The organism is Ruegeria sp. A3M17 (assembly GCF_003318255.1).
In the GTDB taxonomy this organism is placed as follows: domain Bacteria; phylum Pseudomonadota; class Alphaproteobacteria; order Rhodobacterales; family Rhodobacteraceae; genus Ruegeria.
In genome coordinates this window covers 147,838-164,786 of sequence record NZ_QOCF01000006.1, presented here as the reverse complement: position 1 = coordinate 164,786, position 16,949 = coordinate 147,838, and the positions used below count along the sequence as shown (strand labels likewise).

Genomic DNA, 16,949 nt, shown 5'->3' with positions numbered 1-16,949 from the left:
CCTTCGTCGACCACTACAACCACCAGCGCTACCACGAGAGCCTGAACAACGTCACACCTGCCGACGTCTACTTCGGACGGGACAAAGCCATTCTACAACAACGAGAAAAGATCAAACGAAAGACGCTCGAAGCGCGCCGCTTGCATCACAGCCAACGCGCCGCATAATCAACCCAACCAGATGAGCCAGACACTCTCTTAGTTCAGGCGACCTTTGGACCCAAAAACTCTGCCGACGGACAGTGTCGATTACTGATAGAAACAGGTCGCGTGAATTAACCAGTGCAGTAGACAACTGTGCTGCGGTGGTTTTTTCAGGGAATTGGTAGGCTTGCTCAATCGTATCCTTGGCCATCGACACTCGCTGCAAAATGACTGCTTAGATCAGTCCGACTATAATCTCATTCACAATCAATGTTCAGCATAATTAGAAAAAAATTGTAAGTCGTGTCTGGAGAATCTGGGTTGAGGTGTAGCAGCGCGTTCATAGCCTCAAGCCGTGAACCGGCGATTGCCCTTCCCGTACTGCAAGACCATCTCGGAGATCAACCGTCTGGCCGCAATGATGAGCCAACTGTTTCAGGTATCACATTAGCATCTGGAAAAATTTCAATTTGAGCTCTGCGTCAGGGGGAGCCACGAAACAGTGCATTGGAGGTGGGACAGTTTCGACCCGATGCTTGTTTGCGTCTGGAATCCGGAACAAATCGGGCCACGTATTTGCGGGCATTCTCAATGCCCGGGTAAAATGTCGGCGAAGTGTTTGTGGCGTTCAATGGCAAAAGGCACAACTTATGGCACGTCGCTGACCACAGAGAAGTGGCGTCCGAAGCTGATTTCGCCAGATTTCCGACAAGCGGACCTCATTGAAACTACTCAAGAAAACTATGATGCGATAAGGTGAAGAGTATGAAATCGTTGCAGCCCGCATTGCGTTGTAGAGGGCCGTTCTCAGGATGCTTAGTGCGACAAAAACCAACAGACGGGCCGGCGGATCTACTATCGTGCTAAGAATTCGCTCCTGTATTAGGTCAAAGAGAACGAGAAACGCAACGTTTCAGGCGTATGCACAGTTGGCAGAAATCTATTGCTGTTCTTGCCGAGTCGCGTGAACTCGGCGCTATTTTAAGGTCGCCCCCCTGATAGGGTTGAGACTGGTTCGAATTTATCTGACAGCACCGCCACCCATACACAGCAGGTCGGGCACTCAACCAGAGATCGCTTCACATAACTCCCGTTGTACGTTGAACAGCGGAGTAGTAAGGCACAAAAAAGTGAGGCTCGAAACGAAGCTACCTATTCATCAAAGTAGGCGTTGTGCGTCGTGTAAATTGCCTGGATCGTTGGAGTCAAACGCTCAAGATGCGTACGAAGGACTTGATCAGCCGCCTTTGCATCACCGTCAAAAAGATTCTTTAAGAGAGATTGGTGATCCACATACAACTCATCCATTGCTTTTTTGCTAGTCAGTGCCAGCATACAAAGGCGATCAACCTGCGCCTTGTTCTCGGCAATAATTTCGAACGCAAACTCTTGTTTGGCCGAGGCGCAAAGCAGTTTGTGAAACTGATAGTCCAGATCATGAAACAAGCTGACATCTTCCGCTGAAATCGCTTCCGCCTGTTTGCGAAGATTAGCTTTCAATGCCGCGTCAACCGATTTGTCGCGATCTAACGCGGCAGCGCGGATAACTTCCAATTCGACCGCAGCACGCACGAAGCGAGCGTTCGCGATGAGCTGCCGTGAGAACGGCCGAACAACTGTTGCGCGCTGGGGCCGCACCAAAAGGAGATTGAGGTTGGCTAGCCGTGTGAAAGCCTCTCGCACAGGTTGACGTGAGAACCCGAATGACTTTGCTACGTCCGTTTCGGATATCTTTGTTCCAGGGAGCAGTTCCAACCGGGTGATTTGTCCAAACAGTTCGTCAAAGACGACATCGCTACTCGTCGTGCGCTCAAGAGTTCCCAATGCTACCATTTTTTGTATTCCAACCTCTGTTTGACAGCATTGTGGCAGATCAACGAGGTAAATAATAGGTCAAAATAGGATACTAGACGACAATATTTTCCCTGTTTTTAAATGAAAAATACAGAATATGCAGGGTAAGTATAAATTTTTATGTTGACTAGTATCCAAGTTGTCGTGTTGTGTATGCCCATAACGAGGGCGGAGCAATCGGGCTGGCTGGGAGGGCATCAGATCATCCAGATTTGGGTGAAGACTGGTCTGGCATGGTCGCTTGAAAGGCTTCGAACACGATCACCAGTCAAAGGCGACTGGAAGAAAACAAGACCTGAACTTGATCTGGGAGGATAGAATGTTCAATTTTTCACTAAAGACTATGGCTGCGACGGCTGTTTTTCTAAGCGGGGTTTCAATTGCGCAGGCTGATGTAACACTGCGCGGCGCGAGCATGTTTGATGAAGAGCACGCCTTCACTAAGACTCTGCGAGAGTTCGAGCGCCTGGTCGCCGAGAATTACGAAGGAGAGGTAGAATTTGATCTGCGCCTGAATGGTGAGCTTGGGGTGGAATCTGATTACGTCACCTACCTCAATCAGGGTGTTGCTGTAGACTATACGATCCTGGCTCCGTCCAATATGGCCGTGTTTTCAGAGTCCATTCCATTGATGGATATGCCTTTCCTGTTCCGTGATCTAGAACATTGGGATGCGGTGCTTTCATCGGATGCACTGAAACCTCTTGAGGATGATCTGCGCGAAGCCGCGGGCATTGTGATTGTGGGCTATCACGGCGGCGGTGTGCGGAATCTGGCATCTGCCGAGCCCATCACAAACATGGATGAACTTGCAGGACACCGCATGCGCGTCATGGGGGCGCCGATTCAAGCGCAGACATTCTCGGCCGTTGGTGCGGCACCATCTGCCATCGCTTACAACGAAGTCTATAACGCAATCCAAACAGGCGTTATCGCCGGGTTCGAAAATGAAGCCGCCTCGATTCAAAACCTGAAGTTCTACGAAGTTGCGCCGCATGTTTCATTGACCCAGCACACGATCACTGTGCGTCCAATTGTGATGTCAGCGAAAATCTTCGATGAACTGCCGGCGGACCTGCAAGCTGCCATCATGGAAGCTGGCGCTGAGGCCGGTGCATTTGGTCGCGCGCTAGAGAGCGGACAGGACGGTGAAAAACTTCAGGCAATGATCGACGCAGGTCAGATTGAAGTGCATGAGTTCGAGGGCCGCGAGAAAATGCTGGAATTGGTTCAGCCGGTCCAGGACGCCTATGCTGAAGAGCTGGGCGCAACAGAACTGCTCAATAACGTTCGCGGAATGTAATCTCCCGGCTGACGGGCGGGCGAGTCTTCAAGCTCGCCTGTCGGCACAATTTCCGATGCGCTTGGCGCATCACATCGCGGAGTAGGGCGGAACATGCTTGGAAAATATCTGGATAAGTTCTGCGCTGGGCTTCGCATATTGCTTGGTGTGATGATGGGCACACTAGCCATACCGGTCGCGATGCAAGTTGTCTCTCGCTACACGGGTTTGATCCCAACTTACCTTTGGACCGAAGAGCTGGCGACGTTCCTGTTCGTCTGGATCGTGATGATCGGGTCGATTGTTGCTGTCTGGGACAGCACGCATTTCGACGTTCGGATCACCCGGAATGCGATGAGACCGCTGCCACGTTTGCTTCAAGACGGCATTGTACACGTTGCCATCATGATTTTTGGGGCTTTCTTCCTGTTTTACGGCATCGAATACACCGAATTTGGGGGCAACCAGCGGTCCGTAATGATGCGCGCCAATCTTGCGACTACGCACATCTCGGTCCCGATTGCCGGAGGGTTTTGGTTTCTCTTGTCAGGCTACCGGTTGTCAGAAGCCGTCGCGAAATATCTTAACCGAGAGAGCAACCAGGCATGATCCTCGATACTGCAACTGCCGCCACGATGCTTATTGCGGGCTTTCTGGTGCTGATTTTCATCCGTGTCCCAGTGGCATTCGCATTGGGTTTGGCGACCCTCCCAGTTGTGTTGCTTGAGCTGCGGCTGACGCCGTTCATCGTGCTGGATCGGATGTTTCAATCTTATAACTCGTTCATCCTGTTGGCCGTGCCATTCTTTCTATTGGCAGCCAACCTGATGAATTCCGGCAAGGTAACCGACCGGCTGATCGAACTGGCACGCGTGTTGACCGGCTGGATGCCTGGCGGATTGGGCCATGTGAATGTCGCTGTGTCGATGCTGTTTGCAGGCATCTCCGGATCTTCCACAGCAGATGCGGCGGGCATTGGGAAAATCCTGATCCCAGCCATGCAGAAAGAGGGGTACGACACGCGGTTTGCCGTTGCCATTACTGCCTGCTCTTCGGTGATGGGGGTCATCATCCCACCGTCGATCCTGATGATCGTCTGGGGCGGTGTCATGCAGGTCTCTGTCGGCGCTTTGTTTCTGGGCGGTGCGATTCCGGGCCTTATGATTGGCCTCGCTTTGATGGCTACGGTCTATGGCTTTGCAAAAGCCCGCAATTACCCGGTGACAGCGACGCCGAACTGGGGTGAGTTCTGGGCCGCTTGGAAAGGTGCCGCACTTGCTCTTTTGACGCCGGTCTTTGTGATTGGAGGTATCGTGGGCGGCCTCGTCACACCAACTGAAAGTGCAATCATCGCGGCGGGTTATGCGCTGATCCTGGGCATGTTTGTCTATCGGACGGTCACACCCAAAGACTTGGGCTTCATCCTCTACGATACGGCACGATTTGCAGCCATTTCACTGTTTGCGATCGGCACTGCGTCGGCATTCGGCTGGCTACTGTCCTTCTACGATGCGCCGCGCCTGATCGTGAGTGTTTTGACCGCTTGGGAGTTCGGCGCTTTTGGAACAGCTATACTGATTGCCCTGCTGTTTCTCCTATTCGGCCTGTTCATCGACGCAATTCCGACAATTATCATTCTTGGCACGGTTCTGATGCCCGTGGCCCAGGCGGGCGGGGTTGATCCTATTGCTTTCGCCATCATTGGCATCGTCTCGCTTGCCTTCGGGCTGGTGACGCCGCCTTACGGCTTGTGCTTGCTTATCTCTGCAGCGATTGGCGGCCTAAATGTTGTGCAAGTCCTGCGAGAGGTTGTGCTCATCCTCGCACCAATGCTGGTCATCCTCATTCTGTTGGCAGCATTTCCCGAAATCATTCTGTGGCTCCCAAAGACAGTTATGCCGGGGGCATTCCGTTAATGGCGTCTCCAGTAGTGCTCTGAGCACATTCGGAAGGCAGCCAACTTAAACCAATGACAAAAGCGAAGCTCGCGCTTTGCAATAGGAAGGATCGACATGAAACTTGCAGGTAAGACCGCCATCGTGACCGGAGGAGGCCGCGATATTGGCCGCGCCGTTGCGATCAAACTCGCCTCTGAAGGCGCGAATGTTGCAATCAACTATTTTTCCAGCTCGAACGGCGCGGAGGAAACCGTTGCAGCAATCGAAGCCAATGGCGGGAAAGCGATTGCGTTTCAGGGCGACCTGAACAAGAAGGCGGATGTTGACGCGCTGGTATTCCGCACTGTCGAAGCTTTTGGCGGCGTTGACATTCTGGTCAACAATGCTGGCGGTCTGATTGCCCGCAAAACCATAGCGGAAATGTCCGTTGAGCATTGGGACGCCGTGATGACCCTGAATCTGACCAGCACATTCCTGATGACGCAGGCTTGCCTGTCCAGGATGACGTCAGGAACCATTGTCAATCTCGCCAGTCAAGCCGGGCGTGATGGCGGAGGGCCGGGCGCCGTTGCTTATGCAACGGCCAAGGGCGCGGTCATGACCATGACACGGGGCTTGGCAAAGGAAGTTGGCCCCGACATTCGAGTAAATGCGCTTTGTCCTGGTATGATCGACACTGATTTTCACAACGTTCACACACCTGATGCAGGTCGTCGCGGCTTTGAAGCCAACGCGCCGCTTAAGCGTCAAGGTCATGTGGATGATGCAGCGAATCTCGTTCTATTCCTGGCCTGCGAGGATAGTGCATTCATCACGGGCGCAAATATTGATCTCAACGGTGGTATGCTGTTTTCATAGTAGAAAAGGAGAGACCCGGTGTCCCACTTCCCGATCGTCTCGACCGGTGAACATGTCACGCGGCAGGTACTTTCTGATCATTCGGACCTCATGGTTGTTGCCTTCCGGTTTCAGGCGACCGGGGCGATTGGTGCCCTGCACAGCCATCCGCATGTTCAGGCAACCTATGTCGAGAGCGGACGATTTCGTTTCACACTTGGTGAATGCGAACAAGAGTTTGGACCCGGTGACAGCTTTGTCATTCCGTCTGGCCAAACCCATGGCTGCATATGCCTGGAGCCCGGTACACTGGTCGACAGTTTCACACCCCGTCGCGACGATTTTCTGTAACTGACATGCGTTTCTTGGCAATCGGGGAGTGCATGGCAGAACTTGCCCCATCAGATCAGATCGGTGAGTTCAAGCTTGGTTTTGCAGGCGATACCTTCAACACAGCATGGTATCTTGCACAAGTCGCATCAGATATCGACGTCAGCTATCTGACCGCTGTGGGAGACGACGCGATTTCGCAGGACATGCGAACGTTCATGAAAGACAGTCGGATTTGCGATACGCACGTCCAAGTCATCGCAGGCAAAACGGTTGGGCTATATCTCATCCATCTCAACAATGGTGAGCGCAGTTTTTCGTATTGGCGCAACGACTCCGCAGCCAGACAACTCGCAGTCGACGAGATTGCACTTGGGCGGGCAGTTGGCGACTCAGACTTAATCTATTTGTCTGGAATAACCCTCGCCATTCTCGATCCACAATCACGCGAAAAGCTGCTTGATGCATTGCGTCATGCCAGAGCGTACGGAATGACCGTTGCTTTCGACACGAACCTGAGACCGCGGCTTTGGTCTACGCCGCAAGAAATGACAGACACGATTATGATGGCTGCGTCACAATCTGATATCGTTCTGCCATCTTACGATGATGAAGCCGAGTGGTTTGGGGATCGCGATTCAATTGCAACGCTGAACCGATATGCTGAGATTGGTGTGGATCAGATTGTCGTCAAAAACAGCGCACAGCCAGTGGTCTTTCAGAAAGATGGTCAACGCGGTGAGGTTGACGTTGATCCAGTGACAAGTGTTGTCGATACCACCGCGGCAGGGGACAGTTTTAATGCTGGTGTATTGGCAAGCGTTTTAAGGGCCGATGATTTAACTGACGGAATACGGCAAGGATGTCGCCTTGCAAGTCACGTCGTCCGCCACAAAGGCGCGCTTATCCCTGTTGATTTAAATCTCGGGAGAGATGAGGCGGGATGGTGACCCTCCACGATCAAGGAGCAAGACCATGAAACAGACCTGGCGGTGGTTTGGCGCTTCCGACGCGATTTCGATTGGCGAAATCAGGCAAACCGGCGCAACCGGCATCGTCTCAGCCTTGCACCATGTTCCAACAGGAGAGGCTTGGTCTGTCGATCACATCAAAGAGCGGCAGCAACAGATAGAACAACCCGAAGGCGTTCCATCTGGGTTGACTTGGGATGTCGTTGAAAGCGTGCCGGTGTCTGAAGCAATCAAATCGCAAACTGGCCCGATGAGGCAACACATTGAGGCCTACAAGACCAGTCTGCGAAATTTGGCAGAATGCGGTATTCACACGGTCTGCTACAACTTCATGCCAGTGCTTGATTGGACACGAACAGACCTGAGCTATCCGTTGCCGCATGGCGGGAATGCGATGCGGTTTGATCTCTTGGATTTTGTCGTATTCGATTGTTTTATCTTATGCAGGAAGGGCGCAGAGCAAGACTATTCAGCCGAGATCATAGAAGCTGCTCAGGCTAGGTTTGCAGGCCTCGGCGATGGAGATCGCCGGAACCTGTCGAACAATATTGTCGCTGGTTTACCGGGAGCTAACGACAATTGGTGTCTTGAGGACGTGAAACGACATCTAGGCGCATATGTTGGCATGACAACGGAAAGGCTCCGGTCCAATCTGGTTGATTTCCTGTCCGAAGTTGTTCCAACGGCTGAAGACCTCGGCATTCGGCTATGTTGCCATCCCGATGATCCGCCTTTTCCCTTGCTTGGGCTGCCAAGAGTCATGTCGTCGCAAAGCGATTATGCCGCCGTTCTGGATGCTGTCGACAGCCCGGCAAATGGTGCAACGCTATGCACCGGGTCATTGGGTGTTGATACAGGCTTTGACCCTGCGTCTTTCGTTGCCCAGCTTGGCCATCGAATCCATTTCGTTCATCTTCGCAATACAGTGCGCGATGGTCCAAGTGACAACAATCGCCACAGTTTTTCCGAGTCCGAACATCTGGCAGGAGACACCGATATGGTTGCAACGATCCGCGCCTTGTTGGCCGAGGAACAACGGCGCCGAAATCAGGGTCGATCAGATTATGCAATTCCCATGCGACCGGACCACGGCCATGCCTTGCTGAGCGATCTCACACGTCCGTCACAGCCTGGTTACCCGCTCATAGGCAGGTTGCGCGGTCTCGCTGAGCTGCGTGGTGTCATGCATGGCTGTGCTTAGATGTTCATTTAGGTTCAATGCCGATATTCGCTGTTTACTTGTTGTCATCTTCCCACGCAGACAGAAAAGACCGTTTGCCTGATTTGATGGAAAGCCTTTGAGTCGCAGAAGACAAGACCTGTGCGCTCATGAAAGACCCAATGGATCAAAATCAATTTCTGAGCTGTCGTCGAACGGCAAAACTATTCGCCGCCCGACAGTCCCTTTGATCACGAAATTCATAAAGCTCGGGCTTCTCGGGAATTGTTCTCGGAGAACTGTGGGCGTCCGCAAAACAATACCAACGCAAGGTTGTCTTCGCAGCTCACCGCAGTTACTTCAGATAGGTGTTAAACCAATCAATGGTTCGGTCCCAAGCCAGGTTTGCCATCTCCTCGTCGTAACGTGGCGTGCTGTCATTATGAAAGCCGTGGTTGGCATTTTCGTATATATAGGCCTCATAAACCTTATCGTTGGCTTTTAGAGCAGCCTCAAAATCTGGCCAGCCCGCGTTGATGCGCTCGTCAAGCTCTCCCATCTGAACAAGCAACGGCGCCTGAATTTTGGCCACATCTTCGGCCGCTGGCTGGCGCCCGTAGAACGGGACACCAGCGGCCAGTTCGGGAAAGGCCACGGCAATTGCGCTGACCACACCGCCGCCGTAGCAGAAACCAACAGCGCCGACCTTTCCAGTGCAGTCATCTCGGTTCAACAGGTATTCGAACCCATTGAAGAAATCGTTCATCAATTCGACCCGGTCCACTGTCTTTTGCAGCTCGCGCCCATCCGCGTCGTTGCCAGGATATCCGCCCACTGATGTCAGGCCGTCGGGTGCCAGCGCCATGAACCCGGCTTTCGCCAATCTACGCGCCACGTCCTCGATGTAGGGGTTCAGGCCGCGATTTTCGTGGATGACCAGCACTGCTGGCAAGGGCTCATCCATACCGGCAGGCCGGACAAGGTAGCCCCGAACATCGCCGGTTCCATTTGGTGAGGGATAGGTGATGTAGTCTGCATGGATATCGGGATCGTTGAAGGATACCTGCTCCGCCAGCGCGTAGTTCGGGCTGAGCATGTTCAGCAACGCGACCGCTGATAAACCACCAACCGCGAACTTACCGGCACGGTCCAGGAACTGGCGCTTGGTGATTTTGCCGTGCGCGTAAAAGTCGTACAGGTCCAGAAGTTCCTGGTCGAAGTCCTTTGCCGTCATGCGAGTCATTGTAAGTCTCCTTATGAGTTGGCAGTTCGAAGTGAGAAGTTGTCAGATCAAAGGGTCGTGGTTGGTTTGAGTTGTTCAGCGGGCTGCTAGGACACACCCATTGGCAACTCTTTTTGCGCATACTGTTCGCGCAACACGTTCTTTTGAACCTTCCCCATTGTATTACGCGGCAGGTCCGGGACGATTTCGTAGCGACGCGGATGTTTGAAGCGCGACAGCTTGTCTCTGATGGTCTCCGCGATCTGTTCCATGTCAAGTTGCGCGCTGGGATCAGCAACCAGAGTGGCAATGATAGCTTCGCCAAATTCGGTGTCGGGAATGCCAAAAACTGCCGATTCCAGGATACCATCAATGTCGTTCAAGACGTCTTCAATTTCTTTGGGATAGACGTTGTAACCACCAGTGATGATCAGGTCTTTTGACCGGCCTACAATCGACAGATAGCCATCCTGGCTGTACTGGCCCAGATCGCCGGTGATGAAGAACCCGTTTTCCCGGCGCTCTTCGGCGGTTTTCTCGGGCATCTGCCAATAGCCTTTGAACACATTGGGCCCTCGTACTTCGATCATTCCAACCTCGCCCTGGGCCAGCGGTTCTCCAGTTTCAGGATTGGTAATGATCACCTCGGTGCCGGGTAGCGCCAAGCCGACAGTTCCTGCGCGGCGTTCACCTTCATATGGGTTTGAGGTGTTCATGTTCGTCTCGGTCATCCCATAGCGTTCAAGTATGTGGTGGCCCGTGCGCGTTTCGAACGCCACATGGGTTTCGGCCAGCAATGGGGCTGAACCGGAAATGAAAAGACGTATGTTCTTTGTGATTTCTCTGGTGAAACCGTCATCCGCCAGCAATCTGGTGTAGAAAGTGGGCACGCCCATCAGAAGGGTCGAGTGGGGCAACTCTTCCAAGATCATGCCAATGTCGAATTTTTCCATAAGCCGAACTTTGGCACCTGCGAGCAATGACGTATTCATCGCCACGAAAAGCCCATGTGTGTGAAAGACCGGCAGCGCGTGAAGCAGGCGATCGGCGCTTGTGATGGCCCACAAATCCACAAGAGCTTGTGCATTGGATAGAAGGTTTTGATGGCTCAGCATCGCACCTTTCGAACGGCCAGTGGTGCCTGATGTATATAGCAAAGCAGCAAGGTCGTCCGGCGCGCGATCCACGGTTTCGAATACGCAGGGTTGTGCGTCAGCCTCGCGGCTCAGGCTTGGACTATCGCTGCCGAGGGTCAGCAGCTTTGCGCCAGATTGGGCTGCCAATTTTGTGATTTCAACTTCATCGTTGCTGTCGCAAATGATCATCGCCGGTTGAGCATCAGAGATGAAGTAGTCCAACTCTGCCATGGTATAAGCAGTGTTGAGTGGCAGGTAGACAGCACCTGCCTGAACCGAAGCAGCATAGAGCGCAATCGTATCAACCAACTTGGGGGCCTGCACTACGATGCGATCCCCAGGAGAAACTCCGCTGTTCTGCAAAACATGCGCGATCTGTGCGGCGCGCTTTAGAAACGCGTCATAGGAAACCACCCTGCCATCATCGAGTTGCAGGAATGGAGCCTTGTTGCCTTCGTGGCGGGCAAACAAGCTGTCGTAGAGGGTGTTGGTCACGCTGTATTTTCCCTTGGCTTGATCGCAAGTGCCGCAGTCGAAGCCGCACGAACTGAACGCGAGGCTTGGATTGTGGCATGTGTCGCGAATTCTTCGTGGTGACGTTCTGTTTTGTTCAAATCGTAAAGGTAGTTGACCATCGCGCCTCCGGATTGGGCGCGCCCGTTTGGCGACAGATCTGCGTCAGCGTGCAGTTCATGAAGCTCGGCACCATTGCCCAGATGAAAGCGGGCCACGGGATCCAGCGGCATCCCATCTTCGCGCTTTGCAAGCATCAAGTACCGAGCGGCCATTGCGCGCACGTCCTGTGGTGCGGCTGTTTCTGCTAATACGGCCCTGGCGGCATGTCCGTGTTCTGGATGTTCTGTTTCACCAGCCAACCACCGGTTCAGCCCCGGTATCGGCGACAGTGTCACAAAGGTATCAAGCCCTCGAAGCTCTCGCGAAAGCTCGGTCACAACCTGCTTTATCAAAAGATTCCCAAAACTGATTCCTGCTAAACCGTTTTGGCAGTTTGAAATGGAATAGAACGCCGCGACCTCTGCCTGCTCGGCTTCAATCGGTTCTCGAGCTTCAGACAAAAGCGTATCGATCGCACCCGGGATTTCAGTTGTAAGAGCCACCTCGACAAAAATCAGCGGCTCATCGGGCATCGAAGGGTGGAAGAACGCAAAACAACGACGGTCAGGTGGGTAGAGCCTGCGCCTCAAGTCGTCCAGATCGTTGATCTGGTGAACCGCCTCATAGGCGACAATCTTGTCCAGAACGCGGGCAGGCGAATCCCAGCTGATTTGCTTGAGAACAAGAAAGCCTCGATTGAACCAGCTTCGCAACAAATGGACAAAATCAATATCGGTTCGCTTGAGTTCGGGGTTGGGTTTGAGAAAGCGCAGCAGATCAACGCGCATAGCCACAAGTTCTTGCGTAGCACCAGACGGCTGGTTCAGCCGACGCAATAACTCTTGCCGCCTTGGTTCTGCGGATTCACTAAGCTTTTGATATAGATCGACACTTCGATCATTGGCATAGAGGCGCGCCGTGTCAGCGAGTTTTTCTGCGTCTAACTCAAGCTGGTCATTCAAGTAGACAAAAAAGTCCAATTTTCCCGCGTCATCCAGGGTCTGGTAGCGATCAAGAATGGTAGACGCGAGCGTGAAGCCTGATACCTCACCTTCTGTGGACAAAAGCGCCTCGCAAAGTTCAGCAATGGATCGTTTGTCATCCTTTCCACGCCTTTTGTCAGGACGGTCCAGCAATTGGTTTAATAGATCGCCCAGAAACCAATTCCGTTGCATGTCAGGAATCCATCTGGCTGCTCAGGTACTCACCCGTTCGACTGTAGTGATTGATCAAGTGCTTGGTCGCGTTGTCTGCGTCATGATCTAGTGCGGCGTCCAGAATGTGATGATGTTCGGCGGCGATGTCCCGCTTTTTGTAGCTCGACCCGCCGGCTGCCAGATAGCGGTAGCGAATATTCAAATCGTATAGCTGCGAGCAATACCGCAGCAGCAACGGCAGTTTCGAATTGTCCAACAACGCCATATGAAACGCTTTGTGAGCGTCTTCAAAGTCGTGTGCCCCATTTTGGCCGGCCTTTTTCATATGGTGGTGACGCAAAACGAGCCGATCCTCCCAGGCCGCATCCGCGTTGGCGATGGAGGCGCGCAACGCGGTTTCCTCGAGGTTGCATCGCAGCAGCAGGATTTCCTCGAAGTTACTCTTGCTCACGGGCGCAGCCCTGAACCCGCGCTGGTCAATCCGTTCAACCAACATGTCTGAGGTCAAAAGGCTAAGAGCCTCGCGAACTGGACTTGCGCCGGTGTTCAGAAGGCCGCGGAGCTGCTCGATCTTAAGTTTTTGTCCGGGCGGCAATTCACCGGTCAGGATCATTTCGCGCAGCCTTCGATACGCGCCATGAGTGGCTGATGTCTCTTTGCCCTCGGTATCAAGCATGGCGTCCATATCCGACTGTTCCTTTTTGGCGGCAAAAACTCTTGAGTGCTCTTAACTGAGGGCGCTCGTGCCAGTCGATAGACCAACTGAAAGGTTCAGCGAACCTTCGTTTATCATCCAGCGCCGAAGTACAAAGCTGCGAGCCCCGCTTTTGTGCATGGGGTCGTCCTCGGCCAGCTTCCGCGCGGCTTCAAGACTGTCAGCGCGATAGATGATCAGGCCAACCCCTTGCATATGCTCACCGGTCTCATCCGACATCGGCCCGGCAAAAGCCAGCTTCCCCGCGCGTTCAAGATCCGACTGATACGCCAAGTGATCCGGAAGTGTCGCCTTTACGTCTTCTGGCGCTTTGGTCGGTGTGCTGAGTGCAACATAAAGCTCCAGTGCCAGTGCGCCTCGGCTTTTCGCTTCTGATTTATAATCTGCCCAAGCAACCATCGCGGATCTCCAAAATATCGATATTATTTGACATATTGCAAAATAGTCGGCAAAAATCAAGCGAACTGACATGGATGGTGAAAATGAAATACCTGGTGGGAGAAACCTCGGAAGGCACTGCGGTCTTTGCTGTGAACGGTGAAAACGCAGTGAATTTAACGGCTTTGGACCCTGCTGTCGGTTCCGATCTGATGGGTTTGATAACCAAGCCTGGGCTGGCCGACTCACTGGCTGACAAAATCGCCGCTGCAGACAGTGTGCCTGTGTCGTCTATCACACCAGCATTGCCGGTGGTCGCGCCCGGCACGATCATTTGCATGGGGTTGAACTACACGGACCACATCAAGGAAGGCGGATATGATATTCCGGAGTATCCGACGCTGTTCATGCGTGGGAAAAACTCGATCATGGCGGCGGGGCAGCCCATGGTGCGGCCTGCCTGTTCTGAGAAGCTAGACTACGAAGCCGAAATTATGCTGATCGTCGGAAAGCGAGGTCGGCATATCTCGGAAGAGGACGCACTGGACTATGTCTTTGGCTATACCGTGTTCAACGACGGGTCGCTGCGGGACTATCAGCGCAAAACCGTTCAATGGACGCCTGGCAAAAACTTCGATGACACCGGCGCAATTGGTCCTTTCACCGTAACGCCGGACGAACTGCCCGAAGGGGCGTCCGGCTTAAAGATCGAAAGCCGCGTGGGCGATGAAATCCTACAAAGCTCGAACACCGCCAACATGATCTGGGGCGTTCGTCAGGTCATTGCGACGATTTCGGAATACACCACTCTGGAGTCCGGAGACCTGATTGCGTTGGGCACACCACCGGGTGTCGGTCACGCCAAAAAACCCAATCCCCGTTGGCTGAAGCCGGGTGAAACCGTCGAGGTCGAAATTGAAGGCATTGGAATCTGCGCCAGTCCGATCATCGATGAGAAGGACTCCAAGTCAAAGGTGGCCGCAGCATGAGCGCACCAACCGGGGCAGAGCTGGAGGCACTTCGCGCCAAGGCGCAGCAGGATCATCGCGATCTGCGCGATCGCATTCCACGCTTGTCGGATGACGCGATCGCCTTGATCCTGCGCGAATCCAGATCGCACTACGCGTGGACCGACAAGCCTGTTTCTGACGACCTACTTGAAGAGATCTATGACATCACGATCAATGGCGCGACCAGCATGAACACGTTGCCCGCGCGCTTTATTTTCGTGAAAAGCACTGAAGGCAAAGAACGGCTTGCCAAGTCGCTAAAGCCGAAAAACGTGCCAAAGATGATGGATGCACCGGTCACGGCGATCATTGCCTACGACTTGGATTTTTGGAAGGAACTGCCGTTTCTTTTCCCACACGAAGATCGTCGGCCCTTGTTTGAAAACAAACCCGAATACGTGGCGGACACGGCTTACCGAAACGGCACTCTGCAGGGCGCGTACTTCATGATTGCTGCCCGGGCTGTCGGGTTGGACGTCGGCGCCATGTCAGGCTTTTCGAACAAGATCGTCGACGAGGAGTTCTTTGCGGGCACGACGCTCAAATCGAACTTTCTTTGCAATCTGGGCTACGCGGACGAGACCGGACTGTTCCAAAAGCTTCCGCGTTTTCCATTCGAAAAGGTTTGCACTTATGCATGAGGAGGTGACGCTGTGGCTATGAGAGTAAAACCTGTCGTGACTTACCGAACGACAGCTCAATGCCCGACACATGCGCGTACCGAGATCCCAATTCGCGATCTTGATGTGGTTGTCGATGAACCGGTCGAACGTGGCGGAACAAATCTAGGTCCGTCTCCGACGGAAACCGCAATGGCAGCCTTGATCGCCTGTACGAATGTCATCGGGCACAAGAATGCGCACCGGTTGGGAATTGATCTTGGCACGGTGACAATCGACGCGAAATGCAGGTTGGATCGGCGCGGTGTCCTGATGGAGGAGGAGATCGATGTTCCGTTTCCGGAAATCGAGCTCACCGTGAAGTGTGACACGCCCGCCAGTCAGGAGGAACTGACACGGGTGGGCGAAGAGACAGCCAAGTATTGCGCCATCGCAAAACTATTTGAAGCGGCAGGCACGGACCTGACCGTCAACTGGGTCAAAACAAACCAATAAAGACAAAAGGCCCGACTTTCTGGGAGGAGAGAAATGAAAATCTGGACCAAACGCAGCCTTATGGGCGCTGCTCTGGCAAGCGTCATGGCGCTGCCCGTCGCAGCAGAAGAAACTATTTCTGCCGTCGTCATCGATGGCTACCCAGACCGGGCATTGTGGGTGAAGGAGTTCACCAACTTCTTCATCCCGGAAGTGGACAAGCGGCTGGCCGACTCCGGCAACTACAAGATGAACTGGCAAGAGAATTATGGCGGTTCAATCGTAAAACCGAAAGGCGTTCTGGAAGGTATCCAGCTGGGCCTTGGTGACATCGGCATCGTAACAACCATCTTCCATTCCTCGAAGCTGCCCAGCCAGGGTATTTCGGGATCGACACCCTTTGTAGCATCGGATTCCCGTGCGGTGGCCAAGGCTGTTGATGAAATCGCACGCGAATACCCGGCGATGCAGAACGAGTTTGCTGCACAGAACCAGGTCTATCTTGCCACGGGTGTTGTTCTGGACACTTATCAGATTTTCTGCACGGAACCGGTTGCCTCGGTTTCGGACCTTGAGGGTCGCAAGATTGCAGGTGCTGGCCTTAACTTACGGTATCTCGAAGGCATCAAGGATGCGGCAGGTGTGCGCGGTGGTCTGACCGATTTCTACAACATGCTTCAGACGGGTCTGGTTGATTGTGGAATGCTGTGGCCCGAAGCTGCGAAGACGTTCAAGATCGCTGAAGTGGCGCCCTATATGCTCAAGGCCGATCTGGGTGCTGTGAACTCAAAAACCATCACGGTTAATGCAGACTATTGGGCAAGCCTGCCGGACGAAGTCAAAGAGGTGTTGACGGCGGTTGCCATCGATTACCGTGACCATGTCGCCGGTATCGCGATGGACAGGGCTGCTGCTTCACGCGATGCTTACGTTGAAGCCGGTGGAACGATCGTTGAGGTTTCAGACGAAGACCGCGCTGCCTGGGCAAACGCCATGCCGAATGTCGCGCAGGAATGGGCCGCGACACTGAATGACAATGGTGAACAGGGCACAGAGATGTTGGCCGCCTATCTTGGCAAGCTTCAAGACGCCGGTTTCACCGGAGTGCGTGACTGGACGGCCGAATAACTGTCCGGCGATCCGGGAAA

At 53.5% G+C, this 16,949-nt stretch carries 17 protein-coding genes and 1 pseudogene; 12 read left to right on the top strand and 6 right to left on the bottom strand.

Going from position 1 to position 16,949, the window contains the following annotated elements:
• Positions 1 to 167: pseudogene (locus DS906_RS03505) on the top strand (IS3 family transposase); the annotation flags it as partial.
• A gap of 1,128 nt (positions 168 to 1,295) precedes the next feature.
• Here the strand turns inward: DS906_RS03505 and DS906_RS03500 are convergent.
• Positions 1,296 to 1,976 carry a GntR family transcriptional regulator gene (locus tag DS906_RS03500; protein ID WP_113788851.1) on the bottom strand — a complete coding sequence of 227 codons (681 nt, stop codon included), beginning with the start codon at positions 1,974 to 1,976 and terminating at the stop codon, positions 1,296 to 1,298.
• A gap of 340 nt (positions 1,977 to 2,316) precedes the next feature.
• Here DS906_RS03500 and DS906_RS03490 point away from each other — a divergent pair, with 340 nt between their 5' ends.
• From DS906_RS03490 to uxuA, 7 genes are all read left to right on the top strand, one after another.
• On the top strand, positions 2,317 to 3,300 hold the full coding sequence (locus DS906_RS03490; RefSeq protein ID WP_113788849.1) for a TRAP transporter substrate-binding protein: 984 nt from the start codon (positions 2,317 to 2,319) through the stop codon (positions 3,298 to 3,300).
• Between the two features lie 93 nt (positions 3,301 to 3,393).
• Complete coding sequence (locus DS906_RS03485) at positions 3,394 to 3,888, top strand: TRAP transporter small permease (RefSeq protein ID WP_113788848.1); 495 nt, start codon at positions 3,394 to 3,396, stop codon at positions 3,886 to 3,888.
• Positions 3,885 to 5,195, top strand: a complete 1,311-nt coding sequence (locus DS906_RS03480; RefSeq protein WP_113788847.1) for a TRAP transporter large permease — start codon at positions 3,885 to 3,887, stop codon at positions 5,193 to 5,195. Before DS906_RS03485 ends, DS906_RS03480 begins: the two co-directional genes overlap by 4 nt.
• 96 nt (positions 5,196 to 5,291) lie before the next feature.
• Positions 5,292 to 6,035, top strand: coding sequence for an SDR family NAD(P)-dependent oxidoreductase (locus tag DS906_RS03475; RefSeq protein ID WP_113788846.1), 744 nt, complete (start codon positions 5,292 to 5,294; stop codon positions 6,033 to 6,035).
• Between the two features lie 18 nt (positions 6,036 to 6,053).
• A complete protein-coding gene (locus DS906_RS03470; RefSeq protein WP_113788845.1) occupies positions 6,054 to 6,365 on the top strand; it encodes a cupin domain-containing protein in 312 nt (103 codons plus the stop codon).
• Positions 6,366 to 6,370: 5 nt separating this feature from the next.
• On the top strand, positions 6,371 to 7,294 hold the full coding sequence (locus tag DS906_RS03465) for a sugar kinase (RefSeq protein WP_113788844.1): 924 nt from the start codon (positions 6,371 to 6,373) through the stop codon (positions 7,292 to 7,294).
• Positions 7,295 to 7,319: 25 nt separating this feature from the next.
• Entirely contained in the window at positions 7,320 to 8,516 is a 1,197-nt protein-coding gene (gene uxuA / locus DS906_RS03460) for a mannonate dehydratase (protein ID WP_113788843.1), read from the top strand.
• A 313-nt stretch (positions 8,517 to 8,829) separates the two neighbouring features.
• Here the strand turns inward: uxuA and yghX are convergent, their stop codons facing one another.
• The 5 genes from yghX to DS906_RS03435 all read right to left on the bottom strand — a co-directional run bounded on the left by yghX (position 8,830) and on the right by DS906_RS03435 (position 13,718).
• The gene (gene yghX / locus DS906_RS03455; protein ID WP_113788842.1) at positions 8,830 to 9,717 is read right to left on the bottom strand and encodes a YghX family hydrolase; all 888 of its coding nucleotides are present in this window, start codon (positions 9,715 to 9,717) and stop codon (positions 8,830 to 8,832) included.
• Between the two features lie 86 nt (positions 9,718 to 9,803).
• Positions 9,804 to 11,327 carry a malonyl-CoA synthase gene (locus DS906_RS03450; protein WP_113788841.1) on the bottom strand — a complete coding sequence of 508 codons (1,524 nt, stop codon included), beginning with the start codon at positions 11,325 to 11,327 and terminating at the stop codon, positions 9,804 to 9,806.
• Positions 11,324 to 12,622 carry a malonyl-CoA decarboxylase gene (locus DS906_RS03445; RefSeq protein ID WP_113788840.1) on the bottom strand — a complete coding sequence of 433 codons (1,299 nt, stop codon included), beginning with the start codon at positions 12,620 to 12,622 and terminating at the stop codon, positions 11,324 to 11,326. Before DS906_RS03445 ends, DS906_RS03450 begins: the two co-directional genes overlap by 4 nt.
• Before the next feature lies 1 nt (position 12,623).
• Positions 12,624 to 13,280 (bottom strand): GntR family transcriptional regulator, encoded by a 657-nt coding sequence (locus DS906_RS03440; protein ID WP_233494670.1) that lies wholly within the window; start codon positions 13,278 to 13,280, stop codon positions 12,624 to 12,626.
• Positions 13,281 to 13,331: 51 nt separating this feature from the next.
• Positions 13,332 to 13,718, bottom strand: a complete 387-nt coding sequence (locus tag DS906_RS03435) for a YciI family protein (protein WP_113788838.1) — start codon at positions 13,716 to 13,718, stop codon at positions 13,332 to 13,334.
• Positions 13,719 to 13,801: 83 nt separating this feature from the next.
• On the opposite strand from DS906_RS03435, the gene DS906_RS03430 reads away from it, so the two are divergent.
• The 4 genes from DS906_RS03430 to DS906_RS03415 are packed head-to-tail and all read left to right on the top strand — an operon-like array spanning position 13,802 to position 16,929.
• Positions 13,802 to 14,686, top strand: coding sequence for a fumarylacetoacetate hydrolase family protein (locus DS906_RS03430; RefSeq protein ID WP_113788865.1), 885 nt, complete (start codon positions 13,802 to 13,804; stop codon positions 14,684 to 14,686).
• Positions 14,683 to 15,348: a malonic semialdehyde reductase gene (locus DS906_RS03425; protein WP_113788837.1), complete on the top strand. Its 666-nt coding sequence runs from the start codon at positions 14,683 to 14,685 to the stop codon at positions 15,346 to 15,348. The genes DS906_RS03430 and DS906_RS03425 overlap by 4 nt, the downstream gene beginning before the upstream one ends.
• Positions 15,349 to 15,366: 18 nt before the next feature.
• The gene (locus DS906_RS03420) at positions 15,367 to 15,822 is read left to right on the top strand and encodes an OsmC family protein (protein ID WP_113788836.1); all 456 of its coding nucleotides are present in this window, start codon (positions 15,367 to 15,369) and stop codon (positions 15,820 to 15,822) included.
• A 33-nt stretch (positions 15,823 to 15,855) separates the two neighbouring features.
• A complete protein-coding gene (locus tag DS906_RS03415; RefSeq protein ID WP_113788835.1) occupies positions 15,856 to 16,929 on the top strand; it encodes a C4-dicarboxylate TRAP transporter substrate-binding protein in 1,074 nt (357 codons plus the stop codon).
• Positions 16,930 to 16,949: the final 20 nt, after the last annotated feature.

Coding starts and splice junctions, on each gene's coding strand:
- DS906_RS03480 (WP_113788847.1), top strand. CDS start 3,885: ATGATCCTCGATACTGCAACTGCCGCCACGATGCTTATTGCGGGCTTT.
- DS906_RS03485 (WP_113788848.1), top strand. CDS start 3,394: ATGCTTGGAAAATATCTGGATAAGTTCTGCGCTGGGCTTCGCATATTG.
- uxuA (WP_113788843.1), top strand. CDS start 7,320: ATGAAACAGACCTGGCGGTGGTTTGGCGCTTCCGACGCGATTTCGATT.
- DS906_RS03440 (WP_233494670.1), bottom strand. CDS start 13,280: ATGCTTGATACCGAGGGCAAAGAGACATCAGCCACTCATGGCGCGTAT.
- DS906_RS03445 (WP_113788840.1), bottom strand. CDS start 12,622: ATGCAACGGAATTGGTTTCTGGGCGATCTATTAAACCAATTGCTGGAC.
- DS906_RS03475 (WP_113788846.1), top strand. CDS start 5,292: ATGAAACTTGCAGGTAAGACCGCCATCGTGACCGGAGGAGGCCGCGAT.
- DS906_RS03435 (WP_113788838.1), bottom strand. CDS start 13,718: ATGGTTGCTTGGGCAGATTATAAATCAGAAGCGAAAAGCCGAGGCGCA.
- yghX (WP_113788842.1), bottom strand. CDS start 9,717: ATGACTCGCATGACGGCAAAGGACTTCGACCAGGAACTTCTGGACCTG.
- DS906_RS03490 (WP_113788849.1), top strand. CDS start 2,317: ATGTTCAATTTTTCACTAAAGACTATGGCTGCGACGGCTGTTTTTCTA.
- DS906_RS03425 (WP_113788837.1), top strand. CDS start 14,683: ATGAGCGCACCAACCGGGGCAGAGCTGGAGGCACTTCGCGCCAAGGCG.
- DS906_RS03465 (WP_113788844.1), top strand. CDS start 6,371: ATGCGTTTCTTGGCAATCGGGGAGTGCATGGCAGAACTTGCCCCATCA.
- DS906_RS03420 (WP_113788836.1), top strand. CDS start 15,367: ATGAGAGTAAAACCTGTCGTGACTTACCGAACGACAGCTCAATGCCCG.
- DS906_RS03415 (WP_113788835.1), top strand. CDS start 15,856: ATGAAAATCTGGACCAAACGCAGCCTTATGGGCGCTGCTCTGGCAAGC.
- DS906_RS03430 (WP_113788865.1), top strand. CDS start 13,802: ATGAAATACCTGGTGGGAGAAACCTCGGAAGGCACTGCGGTCTTTGCT.
- DS906_RS03500 (WP_113788851.1), bottom strand. CDS start 1,976: ATGGTAGCATTGGGAACTCTTGAGCGCACGACGAGTAGCGATGTCGTC.